Source organism: Prevotella marseillensis, assembly GCF_900625065.1.
Taxonomy (GTDB): Bacteria; Bacteroidota; Bacteroidia; order Bacteroidales; family Bacteroidaceae; genus Prevotella; species Prevotella rara.
Genome location: NZ_UYXY01000001.1, coordinates 2,696,494 through 2,717,783, shown reverse-complemented (window position 1 = coordinate 2,717,783; position 21,290 = coordinate 2,696,494). Strand labels below are relative to the sequence as shown.

Below are 21,290 nucleotides of genomic sequence, written 5' to 3'. Positions count from 1 at the left end.
TAGAACAATAGCCTTGTTGCTTCTCTACAATTCTAATATTCAATGCCGCCATAACATTATCCGCTGTTTCCCTGCAAGCGGCATAATACCAACAAGACTAATGTGCCGGCTGATTTGCAATCTGCCGGAATTGAATATAAGGATTCCGTGCCGACGGATATGTATCAACAACGCTAATGTTCCGGCTGATTTGCAATTGTCGTGCAAGCGAGAGCAGAAGCAAATTATATTTGGTTATGCCGAGCGCAGCCGACAATCAATAAAATTAATCTGCCGGAATATAATATAAGGATTTTTTAATCCGCTTGCTTCCTATTTTTTTGATTAATAGGTATGAGTCTCGGATCACAGATTAGCTTCGCTGACCGTTGGTTCTTATATTTTTTGCTGTCGAATTTTTCGCTGCGCTCAACAACACGTGCATATCCGCCAGAACATTACTCTTGCTGTTTCTCCACAATTCTTATATTCGATGTTGCCAGAACATTAGTCTTGCTGCTTCTCTACAAAGAATTTCCAACCAAGCCCTTCGGGCATCTCTTACTAAATGTGTCGGTTCCGTGAACATTAGCCTTATTGCTTTTATGCTACGTGATAAAAAGTAAAAAGTCAGGACAAAATTTTTTTCAATCTGGAAAACTAATTCGTAACGGATGTTAATTTTAAACGCTTTCAGACCATGTGATATTAACATTCGTTTATTTTTATGCGCTCTTTTATTCAGAATAACGCCTGTTTTTATGCTCTAAAGCGTTGCTTTTTGTTGTGCAAATGGCACGTTTACGAATCGTAAACGGCCCACTTTTGGATGAAAAGTGGCCGAGTAATATTTTTTAACCATTGCCATTTTGTTCTGTAATCTTGGTAAAAGCCGATATATCAACACTTTACCGAAAATGTCGATTTTGTGCAATTTTTCGCACCAAACCGCGGTTTCGTGATGAGCATGGCAATTCTGGAGAGGTTAAGTTTTAGGAGTTAAAGGAGTTTTAGGAGTTAAAGTAGTTAAAGTCAAATGCATTGTAGCCTAAAAAACGGATATGTAGCAACAACGCTAATTTTTAGTAGTTAAAGTAGTTATAGGAGTTAGAGTAGTTAAAGCCAAATGCATTGTAGTTTAAAAAAATGTGCCGACGGATATGTACCAACAAGACTAATGTGCCGGCTGATTTGCAATCGGCCGGAATTGAGTATAAGGATTTTCAATCCGTTTGCTTCCTATTGCTGATTTATAGGTATGAGTCTCGGGTCTCGGATCGCAGATCCTGATACTTTATGCTGTCGGATAGCATATCCGACAGAACATTAGTCTTGCTGTTTCTCTGCAATTCTCGGTATGTAGCAACAAAGCTAATTTTTAGTAGTTAAAGTAGTTATAGAAGTTAGAGTAGTTAAAGTCAAATGCATTGTAGTTTAAAAAAATGTGCCGCCTGATATGTACCAACAACGCTAATGTGCCGGCTGATTTGCAATCTGCCGGAATATAGTATAAGGATTTTCAATCCGCTTGCTTCCTATTGCTGATTTATAGGTATGAATTTCGGATCGCAGATCCTTATATTTGATGCTGTCGGATAGCATATCCGCCAGAACATTACTCTTGTTGTTTCTCAATGCCGACGAAGAACATTATCCTTGCTGTTTCTCTACAACAATTCCCTACAAAATTTTGTATCACCACAAAGCATTTCATAATTGGCTTGCACCGAACTTCACTTCCCAATTCTCACTTCTCAATCCTCAATTCTCACTTCTCAATTTTCGATTATCCCCCCTTTTATCCCCCCAAGGAACACAATAGCAAAAAGTGCTGAAACGTCAAAAAAGTGCTGAAACGTCAAAAATAAAACTGCTAAAACGACAAAAATATGCGATTTTGACAATTATAGTTAAAAAGAAATGGTTTGCGAATTACACAAACGAAATTTGAGAGTTAGAAGTGACTCCAACTCTTCTTTATAGTTTCCGATATTGTCGAAGAAATCCTTGATGGCCTGTCTGAATTTCTCTTTTGTCCTGTAGAATCCGGTGTTAATGACCTTCTTCCTGAGGAACTTCCAAAGCCTTTCAATCAAATTGAGGTTCGGCGAGTAAGGCGGCAGGAATATCTGTTTGATTTTCGTCCCGTTTACCCATTCCTTGAGCTTTTTGTTGTGATAATAGCGGGCATTGTCGGAGATGATATAGATGACGGAAGCTTCGGGATGCCTTTCCAAGGCTGACTGATAAACATCCCGGGTGGATTCGGCATTGACGCTCTCACAGTCATGCGCTATCACATCTGTCACGTCATATGCATTAAGCAACCCGTTGATGTTCACCCTGTCACGACCGCTGACGGTCGGCTGTTCAAGTCTCTCGCCTTTCTCTATCCACGCATAAGTGGAACGGCTGTTGTGGGTCGGATGGACACCGTCCGCATAATAAACCACCGCATCTTCCGGCATACCGGAAAGAATTTCTGAAAGTTTCCCGGCAAAGGCCGCCTGCCTTGAGGCATCAGCCTCACAAGGGACTTCCGATGTCTTCTTATAGGTAAATCCGATGCGGTTCAGCAAGTCTGCAACCCCCTGGGGAGTGTATTCAACGCCGAATGCGGACTTTATCCAGGCCGCCACACCTTTGGCATCCGTATATATGTGCTCGCGTAGTTCCTTGCACAAGGCTGCCAGCTGACGGCTGTCAAGAAGCCCCCAATAACCCTTGTAACGGTTTTCCAGAAGTTCATCAGCACCACCATGTAAATAAGCGGAACGATAACGGTATACAGTGGAAACGTCTATTCCAAGACATGAGGACACGAAAGAGGGCGTATTACCCATGCCCAACATCAGAATGCAAGTCACACGGGCATAGTCGGAACTTCCGGCTAAATTCCGTTGAAGTTTACGCAAAACTTCCATTTCTGATGTCGACAACTGAATTTCCATAGTGCAAAGATACTATTTTTTGAATGATTTTTCGCATTTCACTTACTTTTGACTATAAAACATTTTTTATTAAAAAAAAATATTGAAACATGAATATTTTTACTTACTTTATACACCGAAAATCTAATGCGTATAATCCAGAAATATATAAAGTATGAGCAAAAAAACATTATTATTGACACTTTTTCTATTCATTACGGCAGCGTTTTCGCCTGTTGCAGCACAGGGCAACTCCGGGGCCGACACGGTTTACACGTTCCGCTTCTTGCCTCAGAAGGATATGTTCTATGTGCCTATGTATGACAACGAAAACGAACTGGCGCGCCTGCTCGACTGCATCGACCGGCTCATGCCTGGAATAACCGACGGCACAGTGCCTGTCTATGTCGACGGATACTGTAGCTCCATGGGCAGCGAAAAAGAAAACCTCGCCACAGCTGCCATACGTTCAAACCGTGTGAAGTCAGAACTTATAATAAGGAGAAACCTTACTGAAGACTGCTTCGTCACAGCCAACCATCCCACTGACGGCGACTATGTGGTGGTGAGAGTGAAAGCCCCCACCAACCTCCCCCATGAGGGGGAGGCTATGGATGTCAAAGCCTCAGATGATACTGATGTCAAAGTCTCAGATGATACTGTCGGCAAGGTCTCAGATGATACTGCCGGCAAAGCCTCAGACAACTCCCAAGCGGAATCAGAAGGCTTGAGCCTCCCCCATCGGGGGGAGGTTGGAGGGGGCTTCGCCTTCCGCTTCAACCTGCTGCGCTGGGCCACGCTTACGCCCGACCTCGGCATCGAGTGGCGCATCAGCCCGTCGTGGGGCTTACTGGTCAACGGCTCATGGACATCATGGAGCTGGAACGACAAAGACCGCCGCTATGCTCTGTGGGAGGTTATGCCCGAGGTGCGCTATTATATAGGCAGCAGCAAGGCATGGTATCTGGGCGCTATGTTCAAGACGGGCGAGTTCAACTATAAGCTCTCCGAAACGGGCCGTCAGGGCGACCTGATTGGCGGCGGACTCACCGCCGGCTACCAGCTGCGGCTCGGCAAGGCTCTGGCTCTCGACTTCGGCATCGGTCTGGGCTATCTTAACGCCGACTTTGAGAAATATGAAGTCATCGACGGTGTGCGCGTGCGCCGCGGCAACGAGACAAAAGACTGGTGGGGACCCATCAATGCCGGTGTGACATTGGTATGGAAGATGAGATAATTATAAATTAAGAATTAAGAATTATGAATTAAAAATTAAATATTTCTTATGAAAAAGATATATACAATCATACTGACGGCATTGTTGCTCTCTTCATGCGTGAAAGACACGCTTTATGACACGCCGCACCCCGACCACGGAATGATTTCGGTTACAGCCGACTGGTCGGCCCGCGGCGAGGGTATCGACATACCTGCCACATGGACGGTCGCTATGGGCGACTATACCGGGACGGAGACTTCCGCCACCCATGCCCCCGACCATCTGTTTGATCCTGGCAGCTACACCCTTGCGGTGTGGAATCCGGCTGAAGGAATCACCGTGAACGGCACCACCGCCACCGTTGCAGCAGCCACGGGCAACGACGCCGGCTCAGGAGCCTTCATCAGCAATGCCCCGGGCTGGCTGTTCACCAGCGTGCAGCAGGTGCTGATAGAGAAGGACACTGACTATCCGCTGACCGCCGCGATGAAGCAGCAGGTGCGCGAGCTGACGCTTGTCGTCGAGCCGACGGGTGATGCCGCCGGACGCATCACGGAGATTGTTGCCCATCTGACGGGTGCAGCCGGAACACTCGACTTCGCAACCGATACCTACGGAGCCGCTTCGAACGTCGTGCTGCCCTTCACGAAGATTACCGAAGGAGCCGATGCCGGCAAGTGGAAAGCCACGGTGCGGCTGCTGGGTGTGACCGGCACGGAACAGCTGCTGACGGGCGAAATCCGCTATGCTGACGGCAACCCGACCCCCACCACGCTGAAAAGCGACCTCACGGAAGCTCTCGCGGCCTTCAACACCGGAAAGGGCGAATCGCTGACCCTCGGCGGAACGCTGGTTGAGACTCCCGAAGGCATGGAAGTGGACGGAGCCGGAATTACCGGCTGGGAAGAAGTGAAAGGTGATGATGTAAATGCCGATTTGTAAATAATTAGCAAACCGAACGCAGAAGCAAAGCTTGCTTTGATTATGCTGAGGTGCAGCAATTATTGAAATGGAATTTAACAAATAAAATGACAGATATAATGAAGACAAGATTTTTTGCACTTGCAACGCTCGCCCTCGCACTGGTAGCCTGCAACAACGACAACGAGAACCTGAACGGTGACCCCGTGGCCGCCCAGTTTACCGCCAACATCGCCCCCGCCACCCGCGCCAGCGGAACCACCTGGACTGGCGGCGACCGTATCGGCATCACCGACATCGGCAACGATTCCCAGTACGGCAACGTGCCTTTCATCCTGAAAAACGGGAAATTTGAGGCAGAAGGAAAGGTTATCTATATCGAAGATGCAAAGACCCATACTTTCCGCGCCTACTATCCGTACAACGCGGCGGGAGGCATCCTCACAGCTACGACCGATGCCACGGCGCAGCAAAACCAGCCTGCCATCGACTTCCTCTTTGCTTCAGGAGCCACGGGAGACAAAAACAACCCGGTAGTAAGCTTCACCGACAAAACCGCCAAAGGCGGTGAAGACAACTCTTTCCACCACCGCATGAGCCAGATAACCCTTACCTTCGAGGCGGGCGACGGCGTGAATTTCAGCGTGGTCAAGCCTGAACGTTACACGCTGGACGGATTGTTACTCACCGGTACGTTCAACACGGCCGACGGTATTGCCACCGCAGACAACGGACTACAGACCGGAGAACTGACCATGAATCTGGCCGACGGCAATCTCACGTCATCGATCATCCTCTTCCCGCAGACAGTTGCATCCCTGCCGTTGGTTGTGAATTACAAAGGTCAGGAATATCATGCCACACTCACCATGCCCGATGGCGCACTGCTGGCGGGCAACAACTATACCTATACCGTCAAGGTACGCAACAAAGTCCTAGAAGTCAGCGAAGCCACCATTGCAAAGTGGAACGATATAGACGGTGGAGATGTGGGTGCTGACCTGTAGGATGTTAATAATTAATCGATTAGAATGAAGAATTATGAGACATAGATTATTTATCCCCGCAGCCACCGCACTGCTGTTCGCCCTCGCCGCCTGCACGCAGGACGAACTTGCTGGCGATAACCGTCTGCCCGAAGGTGAATACCCCGTCGTCATCCGTGCCACCGGATTGTCCGTAGAAGCAACGCCGCTGGCAGCCCCTTCCACCCGTGCCTCCGTGGACGGCGACTGGCAGGGCGTCACTTCCGTGGCACTCAAGATGGGCGATGCGGTAAAGGAATACACCGTAACGGCTTCTACCGATTTCAAGAGTGCCACGCTCTCACGCGAGAACGACCCGTACTACTGGATCAGCCGCAACCCGATTACCGTATCGGCATGGTGGCCCTTCAACAATGCCGACATCACACAGATGCCTGCCGTGAAGGTGGCCGAAGACCAAAGCAAATTGGCTGACTTCCAGAACAGCGACTTCATCTCTGCTGAGAACCGGAAGGTGGAATTTAACAACCCGACTCTTGAATTTACCCACCGCACGGCACGCGTGACAATCGAACTGAAGCCCGGCACGGGATTCACGAGCGTCGCCAGTGCCACAGTGAGACTCGTGAGCCTGTCAGCCGATAACGGCAACCCGACTGCCATCAAGACCTACAACGCAAGCGGCAACACCTACGAGGCACTGACCGCCCCGCAGACCGTTGCGGCAGGCAGGCCGTTCATCCGGGTGGAACTCGGCAGCGGCACCTTCTACTTCCGTCCACAGAACAACGTCGTATTAGAAGCGGGCAACCGCTATAAATACACCGTCAAGGTGAACGCCACCGGCTTGACGTTAGAGGGTTGCACCATCGGCAGCTGGGCTGACGGCGGCGGCGAGAGCGGCGAGGCTGAGGATTTGGGCTACATCTACGACAGCAACACCAATACCTACACGGTCTATAACGCTGACGGCCTGATGAATATAGCCGAATTAGTGAACGGAGGTAAGACCGACATAAACATTACCCTCACCGCCGACATTGACCTCACCGGCAAAGACTGGACGCCGATAGGCACAGACTACGACAACTCATACACCGGCACCTTCGACGGTGGCGGCCATACCATCACGGGGCTGACCGTTACGACAAATGACAAATATGCGGGTCTGTTCGGCTATCTCGGTAATTTCAATAATGCCGCCGCTACGGTGAAGAATGTGGTGATGGATGGCATACAGATAACATGCAATCACAGGTTGGGTTATGCCGGCGGCGTGGCAGGATTTAGCTGGGGCATCATTGAAAACTGCTCGGTGTCGGGCAGCATTAGCGGCACGGTGAGCGTCGGCGGTGTGGTGGGTGTTCAAAGGGACCGTCCCATCACCGGATGCAGTTCCTCTGCCACAGTGAAGGGAATGGTCCAGGTCGGCGGCGTGGCAGGTCAGACGATTTTTGGTGCCACCTTGACCGCTTGCTATGCCACAGGCAACGTGATCATAGAAATAGACCGCACAGAGGATATCTCTGGCGGCGGTCTGGTAGGATTCAACGACGGAGTAAGCCTCCTTTCCTGCTATGCCACGGGCAACGTAACCAGTACGGGTAGTAGCACTGGCTATGTACATATCGGCGGCTTTTTGGGAGATAACTACATTACCTTGACCGCCTGCTATTGGAAGAACAATCATGAACAAGGTATCGGCTACAATAGGAGAAGCACCGGAGCCACGAAGGTGGACGGCTCTGTCGTTACCTGGCAGAAAGCCGTTGATGCCATGAACACCGCCTTGCAGAACGCAGGCTCAAAGTGGCGTTACGAACTTAAAGGAGCATTGCCTACCTTGATGAAGCAGTAAACCGTCGGGGGGAAAAGTTACGCCCGCAACGGAAAGAACCAGAGTAATAAAACAACAGATATAATGAAGACAAGATTTTTTGCACTTGCAGCGCTCGCCCTCTCACTCGCCGCCTGCACGCAGGACGAAGCGGGCTTCCTACCGGAAGGGGCGGAAGGCACACCCATCGTCTTCACCGCCACGGGGCTGAATCCCGCCGCGACAGCCATCGCCGCCACCCGTGCCCCAGCGGACGGCAATTGGACGGGTGTGCAGAGTGTGGCAGTCCTGATGGATGGCACGGTGAAGGCATACAACGTGACGCCCTCCACCGCCGACCCCACCAGCGCCACGCTGACCTCCACCGACCCGTACTACTGGACCAACCACAACGACATCACCGTCACGGCGTGGTGGCCCTACACCGCTGGCGAGACAACCCCGCCTGCCGTGAAGGTAGCTGCCGACCAAAGTGCCCGGAAGGACTTCGAGGGCAGCGACCTCATCGTGGCCGAGGAACAGACGGTGAGCTACGGCAACCCCACACTCCGCTTCACCCACCGCACGGCACGGGTGACCGTCGTCCTGACGGACTACACCGAGGAGCAGATGTTCGTGTGGCTGACGGGCCTCTCCACCGAGAATGGAAACCCGGCTGTAATCGCCCCGTATTATGACAAGGGTGGCGACACCTACATCACCCTCGTCGCCCCGCAGACGGTGGCGGCGGGCACGGCTTTCATCACCTGCAAATTCACCAACGGCAAGGTCTTCGTCTATAAGATGCAGAACGATGCCGAATGGAAAGCGGGCGAGGAATATACCTACACCGTCTCCCTCGCTGCGGCAGAAGACCCGGGATACACCGTGTCGGAGGACGGCAAGACCTACACCGTCTATACCGACCCCGTGCCGACGGATATGTAGCAACAAGACTAATGTGCCGGCTGATTTGCACGTGTTGTTGAGCACAGCGAAAAATCTGCCGGAATTGAGTATAAGGATTTTCAATCCGCTTGCTTCCTATAGCTGATTTATAGGTATGTTTTTCGGATCGCAGATCCTTATACTTTATGCTGTCGAATTTTTCGCTGCGCTCAACAACACGTGCATATCCGACAGAACATTACTCTTGTGGCTTATTGTCCCGACCGGCAGAACATTACCCTTGTGGCTCTCAGGCAACGATATGCAGCAACAAGACCCAATAACAGCGGAACATACAGCAAAAAGCTAACTGACATGGCATGATTGTTGAGAAATAATGCAGAAATGTGATGCAAACATTTGAATATAAGCCAAATAAAGCTTATATTTGTTTTGTTAACTGCAAAACGACGGATATATCATGAACAACGCAAAAGGCATAATACAGGATGAAGTATATTTTATAACAACAACCGTTGTCAACTGGATAGACATCTTCACACGGCCAAAGTATAAGCATATAGTGTTGGAGTCGCTAGACTATTGCCGGCAGCACAAGGGACTGATAATTTATGCATGGGTGCTGATGAGTAACCATCTGCACGCAATAGTGCGCAGTGAATCGGACGAGAGCGTGGCCGACATCATGCGCGACTTTAAAAAACATACAAGCAAACGGATAATAGCCGAACTGCAAGACGACATGCAGGAGAGCCGCAGGGAATGGATGCTAAGTCAGTTTGGCTTTGCAGCCGCAAACGACACGAAGACATCTAAATACCGTTTCTGGCAAGACGGCTACCACCCGGAACAGATAGCAACGCCTTACTTCTTTAAGCAAAAGCTGAGATACATACACGACAATCCGGTAAGACAGGAATATGTAAGCCGTCCGGCCGATTATCTCTACAGTTCGGCCATAGACTATGACGGCGGCACTGGCTTGCTGAGCGTTGAAGTGTTGGCTGTGTGAATAAACTGAACATCAGCCTCAATTTTTTTAGTAGTTAAAGGAGTTAGAGGAGTTAAAGTCAAATGCATTGTAGTTTAAAAACGGACATGCAGCAACAATGCTAATTTTTAGTAGTTAAAGTAGTTATAGAAGTTAGAGTAGTTAGAGTCAAATGCATTGTAGTTTAAAAACGGACATGCAGCAACAAAGCTAATGTGCCGGCTGATTTGCAATTGTCGTGCAAGCGAGAGCAGAAGCAAATTATATTTGGTTATGCCGAGCGCAGCTGACAATCAATAAAATTAATCTGCCGGAATATAATATAAGGATTTTTTTAATCCGCTTGCTTCCTATTGCTAATTTAATAGGTATGAATTGCGGATCGCAGATCCTGATACTTTATGCTGTCGGATAGCATATCCGACAGAACATTAGTCTTGCTGTTTCTACACAATTTTGCCACACAGCTTATGTAGCAACAAGACTAATGTGCCGGCTGATTTGCACGTGTTGTTGAGCACAGCGAAAAATCTGCCGGAATAGAGTATAAGAACCAACGGTCAGCGAAGCTAATTTCAATCCGCTATGCTGCCGGCGCTTTATTGTAAAAAAAGCATTTGGCTTTAACTCCTTTAACTACTCTAACTTCTTTAACTCCTTAATAAATAACTCCTAATAAATATCCTTTTGCCGTTTCGTCAGAAAATCTTATCTTTGCAACAGACAACACGGTGTGGGTATGGATAGTTGTTGCAGAGACGCTGGCGCCGTGTTATTAGGATAAAGTATAAACAAGTATCAGATTATGAAGATTTTTGCCGTAGGAATGAACTATATCCAGCACAATAAAGAGCTGGATGGAACGTTATATAAACCGGAAGAGCCTGTGATATTTACAAAGGCCGACTCAGCTCTGCTAAAAGACAGCAAGCCGTTTTTCCTGCCCGACGAGCTCGGACGCATCGACTATGAGACAGAGCTGGTGGTGCGCATCTGCCGCCTGGGCAAGAGCATACCGCAGCGCTTCGCCCACAGATACTACGACGCCGTAACCGTGGGCATCGACTTCACCGCCCGCGACCTGCAGAACAGGCTGCGCGCCGAAGGCAAGCCGTGGGATTTGTGCAAGGGCTTCGACGGCTCGGCTGCAATAGGCGAATGGGTGAGCATAGAGAAGTTTCGCGACATACAGGCAATACATTTCCGCCTCGACATCAACGGCAACACCGTTCAGGAAGGCTGCTCGAGCGACATGCTCTTCAAGGTAGACGAGATTATAGCCTACATAAGTCAATGGTTCACGCTGAAGACCGGCGACATCCTTTATACGGGCACTCCGGCCGGAGTGGGCCCCGTTCATATTGATGACCATCTTACGGGCTGGCTTGAAGACCGCAAGGTATTGGAGTTTAACGTTAAATGACAAAGAGAAAAATATTATTGTCGGTTATCGCGCTGCTCTGCTGCTGCAACATCATGGGCAGCAGTGTGCAGAAGTTTTTTAACCTCACTGCCGACGAGGTTAAGATAGACAGCGTGCTGCCGCGCTTTGCCTGTTCGCTGCCGCTCGGCGGCGCATGGGCCGACTCTGTATATACGGTAAAGATTGAATATCCCGAATTTTACGAGATGAGCAGCGGCGACGTAGAGCGCTGTCTGAAGATTGCCGGCGACAACATGCCCGAAATGCCGGAGCTGGAGGTCAACGTGGTTACGGAGCGCAAGCGCGGACGCATCGAGGTGTCGTTTGTGCCGGTGGTAAAGCGCGGGGGCAAGTGGCAGAAGCTGGTGAGCTTTATGATAGCCGTTGAGGCTAAGCCTAAGAACGCTGCCCTCAGGACAGCCTCGAGAGCCGAAGCCGTAAGTCCTGCCGGCCGTTATGCCGCCAAGTCGGTGCTGGCCGAAGGCCGCTGGGCAAAGATACGCGTGCCCTCTACGGGCATATATCAGATAACCGACGCGCTGATACGCCGCGCCGGATTCAGCGACATGAGCCGCGTAAAGGTGTATGGCTACGGCGGCGCGCTGCAGAACGAAAGTCTCGAAGCCGACGACCTGATAAAGTATGACGACCTGAAGGAGGTGCCCACATGCTATGTTGACGGCCGCAGGCTGTTCCATGCGCAGGGACCGGTGTCGTGGAGCAGCAACACAACAACCACGCGCACCCGCAATCCTTACTCCGACTACGGCTACTACTTCCTTACCGAGAGCGACGGCGAGCCGCTCACCGTTGACAGCACAGCCTTTGTAGACTCGTTCTATCCCTCTGCCGACGACTATCACTTCCTGCACGAGATAGACAATTATGCATGGTATCAGGGCGGACGCAACCTTTATGAGAACACGCCGATAAGCGCAGGAACGTCGAAGACATATATCCTGGAGAACTCTTCGCCATGTCAGGGCATACGTAAGGTCTATGCCAGCGTCACCGCAGGACAGGCCACCACGGTGCAGATAAAGATTAACGGGTCAGACACGCGCACGTTCAGCATGACATTCGGCGAATATGACCACGGCAAGTCGGTCAACATGACCTACAGCAACGCCTACGCGTCGCCGTCGGACACGGTAACGATAACCACCGTATCGGGCGGTCCGGCAAGGCTCGACTATATCAGCGTAACGCAGGACGAGCCGCGCCCGTGCCCCACGTTGAGCGGACGTGAGTTCAGCGTGCCCGAATATGTGTATAACATAACCAACCAGAATCATCATGCCGACGAGGCTGCCGACATGATTATCATAGTGCCCACCTCTGCCGCTCTTACGGCTCAGGCGCAGCGCATAAAGGAACTGCACGAGGAGAAAGACGGCATGAGAGTGCGCATAGTGCCGGCCGACGAACTGTATAACGAATTTTCGAGCGGTACGCCCGACGCCAACGCATACCGCCGCTATCTGAAGATGCTCTACGACCGCGCAGAGACAGAGGCCGACATGCCGTCGCACCTGCTGCTGTTTGGCGACTGCGTGTGGGATAACCGCATGAACACGCAAGAGTGTTCGAGTCTCAGTCAGGACGATTTCCTGCTGTGTCATGAGAGCGAAAACTCATTCAGCGCCACCGACTGCTACGTTGACGATGGATTCTTCTGCCTGTTAGACGACGGCGAGGGCGGCAATCCGAAGACCGACAAGCTCGACATGGCTGTGGGGCGCTTCCCCGTGCGCACCGCAGAAGAAGCAAAGATAATGGTTGACAAGACCATAAGCTACGCCGAAAACAAAAATGCCGGCAGCTGGCAGAACGTGATGATGTTTATGGGCGACGACGGCAACAACAACCAGCACATGGAGGCTGCCGACGAAATGGCAAAGGTGGTTGAGGGCATCAATCCGGCCATTCAGGTAAAGCGCGTCATGTGGGACGCATACACCTGCGTAACGACGTCTACCGGAAACACATATCCCGACGTGACCAAGATAATAAAGCAGCAGCAAAGCGCCGGCGCGCTGATAATGAACTACAGCGGACACGGACGTGCCGACCAGATATCGCACGAGCGTGTGCTCACGCTGACCGACTTTTCCGGCTTCAGCAACGCCAACCTGCCGCTGTGGATAACGGCGTCGTGCGACATCATGCCCTTCGACTCGCAGCAGCAGAACATCGGCGAGACGGCGGTGCTCAACAGCAACGGCGGTGCGGTGGCATTCTACGGAACAACGAGAACGGTGTGGGTAGACCGCAACAGGGCTATCAACCGTGCCTACCTTAAGGCCCTGCTCACCCCGCAGAACGGCACCTATGTCACTATAGGCGAGGCGCAGCGCCTGGCCAAGAACGACCTTATAGAGTCGGGCGCCGACAAGACGGAGAACAAGCTGCAATATTCGCTGCTGGGCGACCCCGCCCTGAAGCTCAACCTGCCGCAGATGAGAGTGGTGGTAGACAGCATCAACGGCGTGCCCCTGGCTTCTGCCGAGACTCTGCCGCAGCTCAAGGCAGGCTCCGTGGCCACAGTGAAAGGACACATAGAGGGAGCGTCGGGCAGCATAGACGAGGCCTTCAGAGGCGTGGCCACGCTGACCGTGAGAGACGCCGAGAAGCTCGTTGTGTGCAAGCTTAACAACACGTCGAGCGAGGGAGCAAGCACTCCGTTTGAATATTACGACCGCTCAAACACCCTGTTCAACGGCACCGACAGCGTGAGGGCAGGCAAGTTCAGCATGTCGTTTGCCGTGGGCAAGGACATCGACTACAGCGACGAGAGCGGACTGATAAACGTGTTTGCAATAAACGGCGACACGGGCGATGCCGTGAACGGCTACAGCGAAGACTTCATCGTGGGCGGAACAGGCTCGCTCGACAACGACGGCATAGGCCCGTCTGTCTACTGCTATCTTAACTCTCCGACCTTTGTCAACGGCGGCAACGTAAATCCAACGCCTTATTTCGTGGCCGAGATAACCGACAAGGACGGAATAAACACCACTGGCAGCGGCATAGGCCACGACCTTATGCTGACCATAGACGGCGATGCCGACAAGACATACGTGCTGAACGACAACTTCAGCTACGACTTCGGCAGCTACACCAGCGGCTCGACATACTACAGCATACCTGAGCTTGAGCCGGGCATGCACACGCTCAGGTTTAAGGCATGGGACATAATGAACAACCTGACCACCACCGAACTTACGTTCAACGTGGTGAGCGGTCTGCGCCCCGGTCTGATAGACATCAACTGCACGGCCAACCCTGCCAGAACGTCGACAACGTTTATCATCAACCACGACCGCGCCGGAAGCAACCTTGACGTGGAGATTGAGGTGTTCGACATGAGCGGCCGTCCTCTGTGGAAACACAAGGAGAGCGGCGTGTCGGCAAACAACAACTATACCGTAGACTGGGACCTGACAGGCAGCAACGGCGGTAAGCTGCAGACGGGCGTCTATATCTACCGCGTGAAGATTGGCGGCAGCGGCAGCGACATGGTGTCGAAGGCAAAGAAGCTGATTATCATATCGCGCTGACACGGCAGCCGCACCGGTGACGCGCCATGCCTGACACTGCATGGCGGCAGCCTGAACAATAAAGCATGGCGGCGCTAAATGTGGCATTAATGACCGCACTACACAATAAAATGAGAGAAAAGCGGTTATTATATCAAGGCGCATGTCGCTTCTGCGCATGACAAAAGTTTTTTAGTTGCATAATCATTACAGAAAAAGAAATAAAGACAAAGAATGAAGAATAGTCAAAGAATATTGTTGACATTGATGCTTGCTGTGGCCTCGGCCGGAGCCTTTGCTCAGGACAAGCTGGACATGTTTAATCCGGTTAACACCTCAGTAACTTCACAGATGATAGCCCCCGACGCACGTGCCGCCGGTATGGGTGATGTCGGTGTGGCTACCGACCCTGATGTCAACTCGCAATATTGGAACCCTGCCAAGTATCCTTTCTGTATAAGCCGTGCAGGAGTGTCGCTCAACTATACGCCGTGGCTGCGTCAGCTCGTAAGCGACATGGACCTTGCTTATCTGTCAGGATATTACCGCATTGGCGACTACAGTGCCGTGTCGGCATCGTTGAGATATTTCTCGCTGGGTGAGGTTATGACCGACTATAACGGCGAGACCGGCGAGAGCAGCGGCATGACGATTAACCCTTATGAAATGTCGTTCGACGTGGCTTACTCGCTTATGCTGAGCGAGAAGTTCTCTTTGGCTGCTGCCGTAAGATGGATATATTCAGACCTTACATACGACTACACGGACGATACGTCGCCTGGTAGTGCGTTTGCAGCCGACATTGCCTGCTACTATAACGACTATATAAACATTGGTGCGCGCGAGTGTCAGCTCGGCATCGGACTCAACATAAGCAACATCGGTAGTAAGATTTCGTTTGGAGGCAGCGAAGACAGCGAGTTTATACCGACGAACATGCGTCTTGGTTTTGCCCTGATGGTGCCCATCGACGAGTTTAACAGATTCACCATAGCTGCAGATGCCAACAAGCTCCTTGTGCCTACATATCCTAAACTGGAAGATGGCGAGTCATCTGAGGCTTATGACCAGCGCGTTCAGAAAGAATATTACGACGTGTCGAGCATATCGGGTATATTCAAGAGCTTCGGTGATGCTCCCGGCGGATTCAAGGAAGAGCTGCAGGAGATAAACTGGAGTGTAGGTGCAGAGTATGTTTATAACGACAAGTTTACGCTGAGAGCCGGTTATCACCATGAGTCGGAGAACAAGGGTAACCGTAAATACTTCACCGTAGGTGCCGGTTTCCGCATGAGCGCCTTCTCGCTCGACTGCGGTTATGTAATCGCAACGGCAAAGAGCAACCCGCTCGACCAGACACTGCGTTTCACTCTCGGATTCGACATGGACGGCATAAAGGACCTGTTCCGCAGATAAACCGAAGGGAGCCGGAAAAACAAGAAGTCGCATGAGCCCGAAATACCGCGCCCATGCGACTTCTTGTTTTTACATTATCATATTGAATAGCAAAACAGAACTAAAATAAACGATTATGAAGATTAGAACCGGATTTGGATTTGACGTTCACAGGCTCGTTGAGGGCCGTGACCTGTGGCTCGGAGGAATAAAGATAGAGCACAGCATGGGACTGCTTGGACACAGCGATGCCGACGTGCTTATACACGCTATATGCGACGCGCTGCTCGGTGCTGCCAATATGCGTGATATAGGCTATCATTTTCCTGATACATCGGCCGACACGCTCAACATAGACAGCAAGGTGCTGCTGCGCAAGACCGTTGAACTTATTGCCGGCAAAGGATATGTGGTAGGCAACATAGACGCCACAGTGTGTGCCGAGCGCCCTAAGATCAATCCGCATGTGCCGGCCATAAAGGCATGCCTTGCAGAAGTTATAGGCACCGATGAGGACAACATATCCATAAAGGCTACTACAACCGAGAAACTTGGATTTACGGGTCGTGAAGAGGGCATAAGCGCTTATGCCGTGGTGCTGATAGAACGCAAGGACGACTGATCATAGCAAATCTGTTATTGGAATTCGGTCAGTAGTTCGGCAGCATTGAATATAAGAATTGTAGAGAAACAGCAAGACTAATGTTCTGTCGGATCTGCGATCCGGCAGCATCGAATATCAGGATCTTTGATCCGCAACTCCTACCTATTAAATTATACATAGGAAGCAAGCGGATTGAAAAATCCTTATATTCAGTTCCGGCAGATTACAAATCAGCCGGCACAATAGCTTTGTTGCTACATACCGAGAATTGCAGAGAAACAACAAGACTAATGTTCTGTCGGATCTGCGATCCGGCAGCATCGAATATCAGGATCTTTGATCCGCAACTTCTACCTATAAATTATACATAGGAAGCAAGCAGATTGAAATTAGTTTCGCTGATTGTTGGTTCTGATATTCGATGCTGCCGAAATTTTCGCTACGCTTAACAACATGTGCAAATCAGCCGGCACAATAGCTTCGTTGCTGCACATCACGTAGCACAAAAAAACGCCTATATAAAACAAGGATACGGACTGAAAGCATGAATGTACGGAATAGACAAAACCGGTCTAATGACTGACTGAAGCTATGCCTGTTTGGAATTTTTGTGAGTATAAAAAACACGCTGCAACTTTCAGCAAGCTGCAGCGTATTAAAAATATGTTTAACTAAAAAACCTTTTTCGATTCGAAAGGGAACCTCACGGCCTCCTTTGTCATCCTAAATAATCATGAAAACTTTACCTTAAACTAATACTATTTACTAACCTAAACAATTTATTAACCTTTTGATGCTGCAAAGATACGGCGAAAAACGTTATCTGTCAATACTTGCACGTGTCTTTTTGCAATCAAAGACGCTTTTCTTGACGCAAATCAATAAATTGTGTGCGATAACAGCATATAAACAGCCGTTAAATTTGGTAGAATAAGTATTTTATTTTAATTTTGTGTTTGCAATAAAAAACATAAACATTTTGAACAATGCGGGTGCTAATCGTAAATACAAGCGAGAAGACCGGAGGCGCCGCCGTGGCTGCCAACCGGCTAATGGAGGCTCTTAACAATAATGGCGTTAAGGCTAAGATGCTGGTGCGCGACAAGGAGACTTCGGACATCACGGTGGTGGAGCTGCCTAAAGGTATATGGCAGCGGTGGAACTTCCTGTGGGAGCGATGGTGCATTTTCTGTCACATGCACTTTTCACGGAAGCATCTCTTTGAGGTTGACATAGCAAATGCCGGCACTGACATAACTCGCATGCGCGAGTTTAAGGAAGCCGACGTGATACATCTGAGCTGGATAAACCAGGGCATGCTCTCTATAAAGGATATACGCAAGATTATCGACAGCGGAAAGCCTGTTGTGTGGACAATGCACGACTTCTGGCCGGCTACGGGTATATGTCACTACACCCGCAAATGTAACTATTATAAGACCACGGGATGTCATAACTGTCAGTATCTGCCCGGCGGAGGCTCGGCCAACGACCTTTCGGCAAAGATATGGAGGCGCAAGGCCAAGGTGTGGTCGTCGCGCAACATATTCTTCGTTACGTGCAGTAAATGGCTGTGTTCAGCCGTGCGCGGCAGCAGGCTGCTGACGGGAAAGCAGGTGGTCAGCATACCTAACCCAATAGATACGCGCGAATATAAGCCGGCTGACAAGCGCGAGGCACGCATGCGTCTGTCGCTGCCTATTGACAGACGTCTTATTCTGGTCGTATCACAGCGCATAACAGACAAGCGCAAGGGTATGGACTATATGGTGCGTGCCTGCGAGATTATGGCAGAGCGTTGCCCTGAGATGAAGGAAAACACGAGCATAGTTATCCTTGGAGGCCACTCGGAAGACTATGCCGACAAGCTGGCTTTTCCGGTGTGTCCGCTCGGCTATGTCAGCGACCAACGGAAGATTATAGATGTGTATAACGCGGCCGACTTGTTTGTGCTGCCTTCGCTTGAAGATAACCTGCCTAACACTATAATGGAGGCTATGGCCTGCGGCGTGCCGTGCGTAGGATTTAAGTCGGGCGGCATCCCGGAGATGATAGATCACCGCAAGAATGGGTATGTGGCTGAATACAAGAGTGCCGAAGATCTGGCAGAAGGCATGCGCTGGGTGCTCTCTGAAGCCGACTATGACGAGCTGAGCGACAATGCGGTGAAAAAGGTTTCAATAAGCTATTCGCAGCAGAGCGTGGCGATGAAGTATATTGAGGTTTATAACCAGGCCAGGGCTTACAGGCATTACAGATTATGATAAAGTTTACGATTGTAACAATTACGTATAATGCGGCCGATGTATTTATGCGCACGGCTGACAGCGTTGCGAGGCAGACTTATGCGGCGGTGGAGCATCTTATTATAGACGGAGCTTCGTCTGACGGCACGCAGAATATGGCAGAAGAATATAAAAAGGCTTCAAATGCAGCCTGCAACGGCCATGAGGTGAGGATCATTTCCGAACCTGACAAGGGACTGTATGACGCCATGAACAAAGGGCGCCGGCTGGCTACGGGCGATTATGTGTGTTTCCTCAATGCCGGAGACTTCTTCCCGTCGGCCGATACGTTGGATGTTATTGCTGCCAACGCACGTCTTGAAGAGTGCAGCAGCGAAGGAAAACCGCTGCCGGGAGTGCTGTATGGTGATACCGACTGGGTGGATAATGACGGCAACTATATGAGCCGGCGCAGGCTTACACCGCCAGAAAAACTCACGTGGCGCTCTTTCCGTCATGGTATGCTTGTGTGCCATCAGGCTTTTTATGCGCGCACTGATTTGGCGCAGAAGGTTCCTTACGACTTGCATTATCGTTTTTCGGCAGATGTTGACTGGTGTATAAGAATTATGAAAGAAGCAGAGAAAGAGTCGCTGCCACTGGTGAACGTTCATGCCACCATTGCCGACTATCAGCGTGAGGGGCAGTCGACAAAGAACCACAGGGCCTCGCTTCTTGAACGTTTTGATGTTATGAGCCGTCATTACGGACTTTTTACCACTATCGTCATGCATGCCTGGTTTGTCATACGTGCGGTGATAAAAAAATAAGAATCAGAAATATCAGTTATAAATTACGCCCAAATCGGTCATGCTGATTTGGGCGTATTGTTGTTTTATATAGAAAGTATAGCCTTCTTATATCGGAAGTGCTGCCGTCTGCTTTTTCGCAGGCATGGCGGCTGTATCAGGAAAATGCAGATTCAGACAGACGACAGAAACAGGTATGTCTGGTAGAAAACATAAACCCCAGTCGGTCATTAGACCGCACATAGCTTTATCAATTTTGTGTATTCATGCTTTCAGCCTGCCTGATGACCGATTGGAATAAAAAAGCGGTTGCCAGCATAATGCTGACAGCCGCTTGACATTTATAGACATTAACAATTATGAGTATCTTAAGATCTGTCCCGGACGTATGCGCATCTTCTTTGTTATGTGGTTAAGCTTGCAGAGCTCTTCGATAGTTGTGTTGCGCTTCTTTGCGATGCTCGACAGAGTCTCTCCGCGTTTAACCTTATGATAGCGTATGTCGCCGCTGTCGTTGTTTCTGCTTCTCTTGTCAGACGATGAACTGTTTTCTGCTGATGCATATTCGTTGTCGTCTTTTCCTCTTTCCTTGTTTGCAAGTCTTGAGTCGTTGTCGTAAGTGTCGCGGCGGAACATATATGTATCGCCTGTTACGTCCTGGTTCTTGAAGTCGAACATGAGTGCCGGGTTGAGGGCTACGCCGCAGAGACGTGTCTCAAAGTGGAGGTGAGAACCTGTGCTTCGTCCGGTGTTTCCGCCAAGTCCGATGGGCTCTCCGGCTTTTACAGTCTGGTTTTCTTCAACCAGGTGCTTAGACATGTGTCCGTATATAGTCTCAAGTCCGTTATAGTGGCGTATAACCACATAGTTGCCATATCCGTTGGCTTCGTATCTTACTATTCTTACTTTTCCGCTGAATGCGGCACGTATTGTGTCGCCGATATAAACCTTCACGTCGATACCTTTGTGCATGCGGCCCCAGCGACGTCCGAAGTTAGACGTTATGACTTTGCTTGTCGTAGGCATGCAGAAGTGCTTGAGGTTAATAAGAAAAGAATCGGGAAGGGTTGTGGCGCGGTGAGCATATTTGTTGCTCCATTCCTTGTAAAGCTGTGCTGAAGGGGAGCCGGTCTGTTCTCTCTGTATTATGTTTTTAAGGGCTAAAGTGTCAACCGCCTTCATCTTTCTGTCGATAGGTGCCTGGCGGGCCAGCAGATCCTGGGCTGATGCCGTTACTGCCGTAAGGGTAAATAATGCCGTAAATGCTAATGTCTTTATTGTTCTTTTTATTAAATACATAATTTATTGTTCTTGGTTAAGATAAAAGTGCGGAGGCTGCCGCGGGCGATAGTCAGAAAAAAATCAACAGATAAAAATTTTCCGGCCTATCATAAAAACCTTTGCAAAGATAATAAAAAAGTGTGATAGTTGTTTTCCGGTTTAACAACTTTATGGACACTTTAACAAACTGGCATGCAAGGCGTCCCTAATTTAACTAATACTAACTGGTTGATATTCATATTGTTAGCATTTTAGTTAAAATA

Annotated in this window: 13 protein-coding genes and 1 pseudogene; 12 read left to right on the top strand and 2 right to left on the bottom strand. The window is 49.9% G+C overall.

All coding sequences use genetic code 11. From position 1 onward, the window contains the following. Nucleotides 1-1,889 precede the first annotated feature (1,889 nt). Entirely contained in the window at nucleotides 1,890-2,930 is a 1,041-nt protein-coding gene (locus EJL04_RS11000; protein ID WP_125103825.1) for an IS630 family transposase, read from the bottom strand. Nucleotides 2,931-3,084: 154 nt separating this feature from the next. On the opposite strand from EJL04_RS11000, the gene EJL04_RS10995 reads away from it, so the two are divergent. The 12 genes and pseudogenes from EJL04_RS10995 to EJL04_RS10940 all read left to right on the top strand — a co-directional run bounded on the left by EJL04_RS10995 (nucleotide 3,085) and on the right by EJL04_RS10940 (nucleotide 19,767). Further along, nucleotides 3,085-4,146 (top strand): DUF3575 domain-containing protein, encoded by a 1,062-nt coding sequence (locus tag EJL04_RS10995; RefSeq protein ID WP_125104956.1) that lies wholly within the window; start codon nucleotides 3,085-3,087, stop codon nucleotides 4,144-4,146. A 48-nt stretch (nucleotides 4,147-4,194) separates the two neighbouring features. Further along, the gene (locus EJL04_RS10990; protein WP_125104955.1) at nucleotides 4,195-5,070 is read left to right on the top strand and encodes a FimB/Mfa2 family fimbrial subunit; all 876 of its coding nucleotides are present in this window, start codon (nucleotides 4,195-4,197) and stop codon (nucleotides 5,068-5,070) included. A 98-nt stretch (nucleotides 5,071-5,168) separates the two neighbouring features. Continuing rightward, nucleotides 5,169-6,056: a fimbrillin family protein gene (locus EJL04_RS10985; protein ID WP_057097329.1), complete on the top strand. Its 888-nt coding sequence runs from the start codon at nucleotides 5,169-5,171 to the stop codon at nucleotides 6,054-6,056. A gap of 34 nt (nucleotides 6,057-6,090) precedes the next feature. Next, nucleotides 6,091-7,893, top strand: coding sequence for a fimbrillin family protein (locus tag EJL04_RS10980; RefSeq protein WP_125104954.1), 1,803 nt, complete (start codon nucleotides 6,091-6,093; stop codon nucleotides 7,891-7,893). 63 nt (nucleotides 7,894-7,956) lie between these two features. Then, nucleotides 7,957-8,769, top strand: a pseudogene (locus tag EJL04_RS10975) (fimbrillin family protein); the annotation flags it as partial. Nucleotides 8,770-9,220: 451 nt separating this feature from the next. Further along, nucleotides 9,221-9,772 carry an REP-associated tyrosine transposase gene (locus EJL04_RS10970; RefSeq protein ID WP_125104953.1) on the top strand — a complete coding sequence of 184 codons (552 nt, stop codon included), beginning with the start codon at nucleotides 9,221-9,223 and terminating at the stop codon, nucleotides 9,770-9,772. Between the two features lie 784 nt (nucleotides 9,773-10,556). Next, entirely contained in the window at nucleotides 10,557-11,174 is a 618-nt protein-coding gene (locus tag EJL04_RS10965) for a fumarylacetoacetate hydrolase family protein (protein WP_053399292.1), read from the top strand. Beyond that, the gene (gene porU, locus EJL04_RS10960) at nucleotides 11,171-14,734 is read left to right on the top strand and encodes a type IX secretion system sortase PorU (protein WP_125104952.1); all 3,564 of its coding nucleotides are present in this window, start codon (nucleotides 11,171-11,173) and stop codon (nucleotides 14,732-14,734) included. The genes EJL04_RS10965 and porU overlap by 4 nt, the downstream gene beginning before the upstream one ends. A 213-nt stretch (nucleotides 14,735-14,947) precedes the next feature. Then, on the top strand, nucleotides 14,948-16,129 hold the full coding sequence (gene porV, locus EJL04_RS10955) for a type IX secretion system outer membrane channel protein PorV (RefSeq protein ID WP_125104951.1): 1,182 nt from the start codon (nucleotides 14,948-14,950) through the stop codon (nucleotides 16,127-16,129). A gap of 115 nt (nucleotides 16,130-16,244) precedes the next feature. Beyond that, nucleotides 16,245-16,730 carry a 2-C-methyl-D-erythritol 2,4-cyclodiphosphate synthase gene (gene ispF, locus EJL04_RS10950; RefSeq protein ID WP_021855538.1) on the top strand — a complete coding sequence of 162 codons (486 nt, stop codon included), beginning with the start codon at nucleotides 16,245-16,247 and terminating at the stop codon, nucleotides 16,728-16,730. A gap of 968 nt (nucleotides 16,731-17,698) precedes the next feature. Then, the gene (locus EJL04_RS10945) at nucleotides 17,699-18,976 is read left to right on the top strand and encodes a glycosyltransferase family 4 protein (RefSeq protein WP_053399021.1); all 1,278 of its coding nucleotides are present in this window, start codon (nucleotides 17,699-17,701) and stop codon (nucleotides 18,974-18,976) included. Beyond that, entirely contained in the window at nucleotides 18,973-19,767 is a 795-nt protein-coding gene (locus tag EJL04_RS10940) for a glycosyltransferase family 2 protein (RefSeq protein ID WP_125104950.1), read from the top strand. The genes EJL04_RS10945 and EJL04_RS10940 overlap by 4 nt, the downstream gene beginning before the upstream one ends. A 336-nt stretch (nucleotides 19,768-20,103) precedes the next feature. Here EJL04_RS10940 and EJL04_RS10935 read toward each other — a convergent pair whose 3' ends face one another. Continuing rightward, a complete protein-coding gene (locus EJL04_RS10935; RefSeq protein WP_053399019.1) occupies nucleotides 20,104-21,045 on the bottom strand; it encodes a peptidoglycan DD-metalloendopeptidase family protein in 942 nt (313 codons plus the stop codon). Between the last annotated feature and the right edge of the window lie 245 nt (nucleotides 21,046-21,290).

Excerpts from the sequence above, each read along its gene's own strand:
- porV (WP_125104951.1), top strand. The coding sequence starts at position 14,948 with ATGAAGAATAGTCAAAGAATATTGTTGACATTGATGCTTGCTGTGGCC.
- porU (WP_125104952.1), top strand. The coding sequence starts at position 11,171 with ATGACAAAGAGAAAAATATTATTGTCGGTTATCGCGCTGCTCTGCTGC.
- ispF (WP_021855538.1), top strand. The coding sequence starts at position 16,245 with ATGAAGATTAGAACCGGATTTGGATTTGACGTTCACAGGCTCGTTGAG.
- EJL04_RS10970 (WP_125104953.1), top strand. The coding sequence starts at position 9,221 with ATGAACAACGCAAAAGGCATAATACAGGATGAAGTATATTTTATAACA.
- EJL04_RS10980 (WP_125104954.1), top strand. The coding sequence starts at position 6,091 with ATGAGACATAGATTATTTATCCCCGCAGCCACCGCACTGCTGTTCGCC.
- EJL04_RS10940 (WP_125104950.1), top strand. The coding sequence starts at position 18,973 with ATGATAAAGTTTACGATTGTAACAATTACGTATAATGCGGCCGATGTA.
- EJL04_RS10965 (WP_053399292.1), top strand. The coding sequence starts at position 10,557 with ATGAAGATTTTTGCCGTAGGAATGAACTATATCCAGCACAATAAAGAG.
- EJL04_RS10990 (WP_125104955.1), top strand. The coding sequence starts at position 4,195 with ATGAAAAAGATATATACAATCATACTGACGGCATTGTTGCTCTCTTCA.
- EJL04_RS10985 (WP_057097329.1), top strand. The coding sequence starts at position 5,169 with ATGAAGACAAGATTTTTTGCACTTGCAACGCTCGCCCTCGCACTGGTA.
- EJL04_RS11000 (WP_125103825.1), bottom strand. The coding sequence starts at position 2,930 with ATGGAAATTCAGTTGTCGACATCAGAAATGGAAGTTTTGCGTAAACTT.
- EJL04_RS10935 (WP_053399019.1), bottom strand. The coding sequence starts at position 21,045 with ATGTATTTAATAAAAAGAACAATAAAGACATTAGCATTTACGGCATTA.
- EJL04_RS10995 (WP_125104956.1), top strand. The coding sequence starts at position 3,085 with ATGAGCAAAAAAACATTATTATTGACACTTTTTCTATTCATTACGGCA.
- EJL04_RS10945 (WP_053399021.1), top strand. The coding sequence starts at position 17,699 with ATGCGGGTGCTAATCGTAAATACAAGCGAGAAGACCGGAGGCGCCGCC.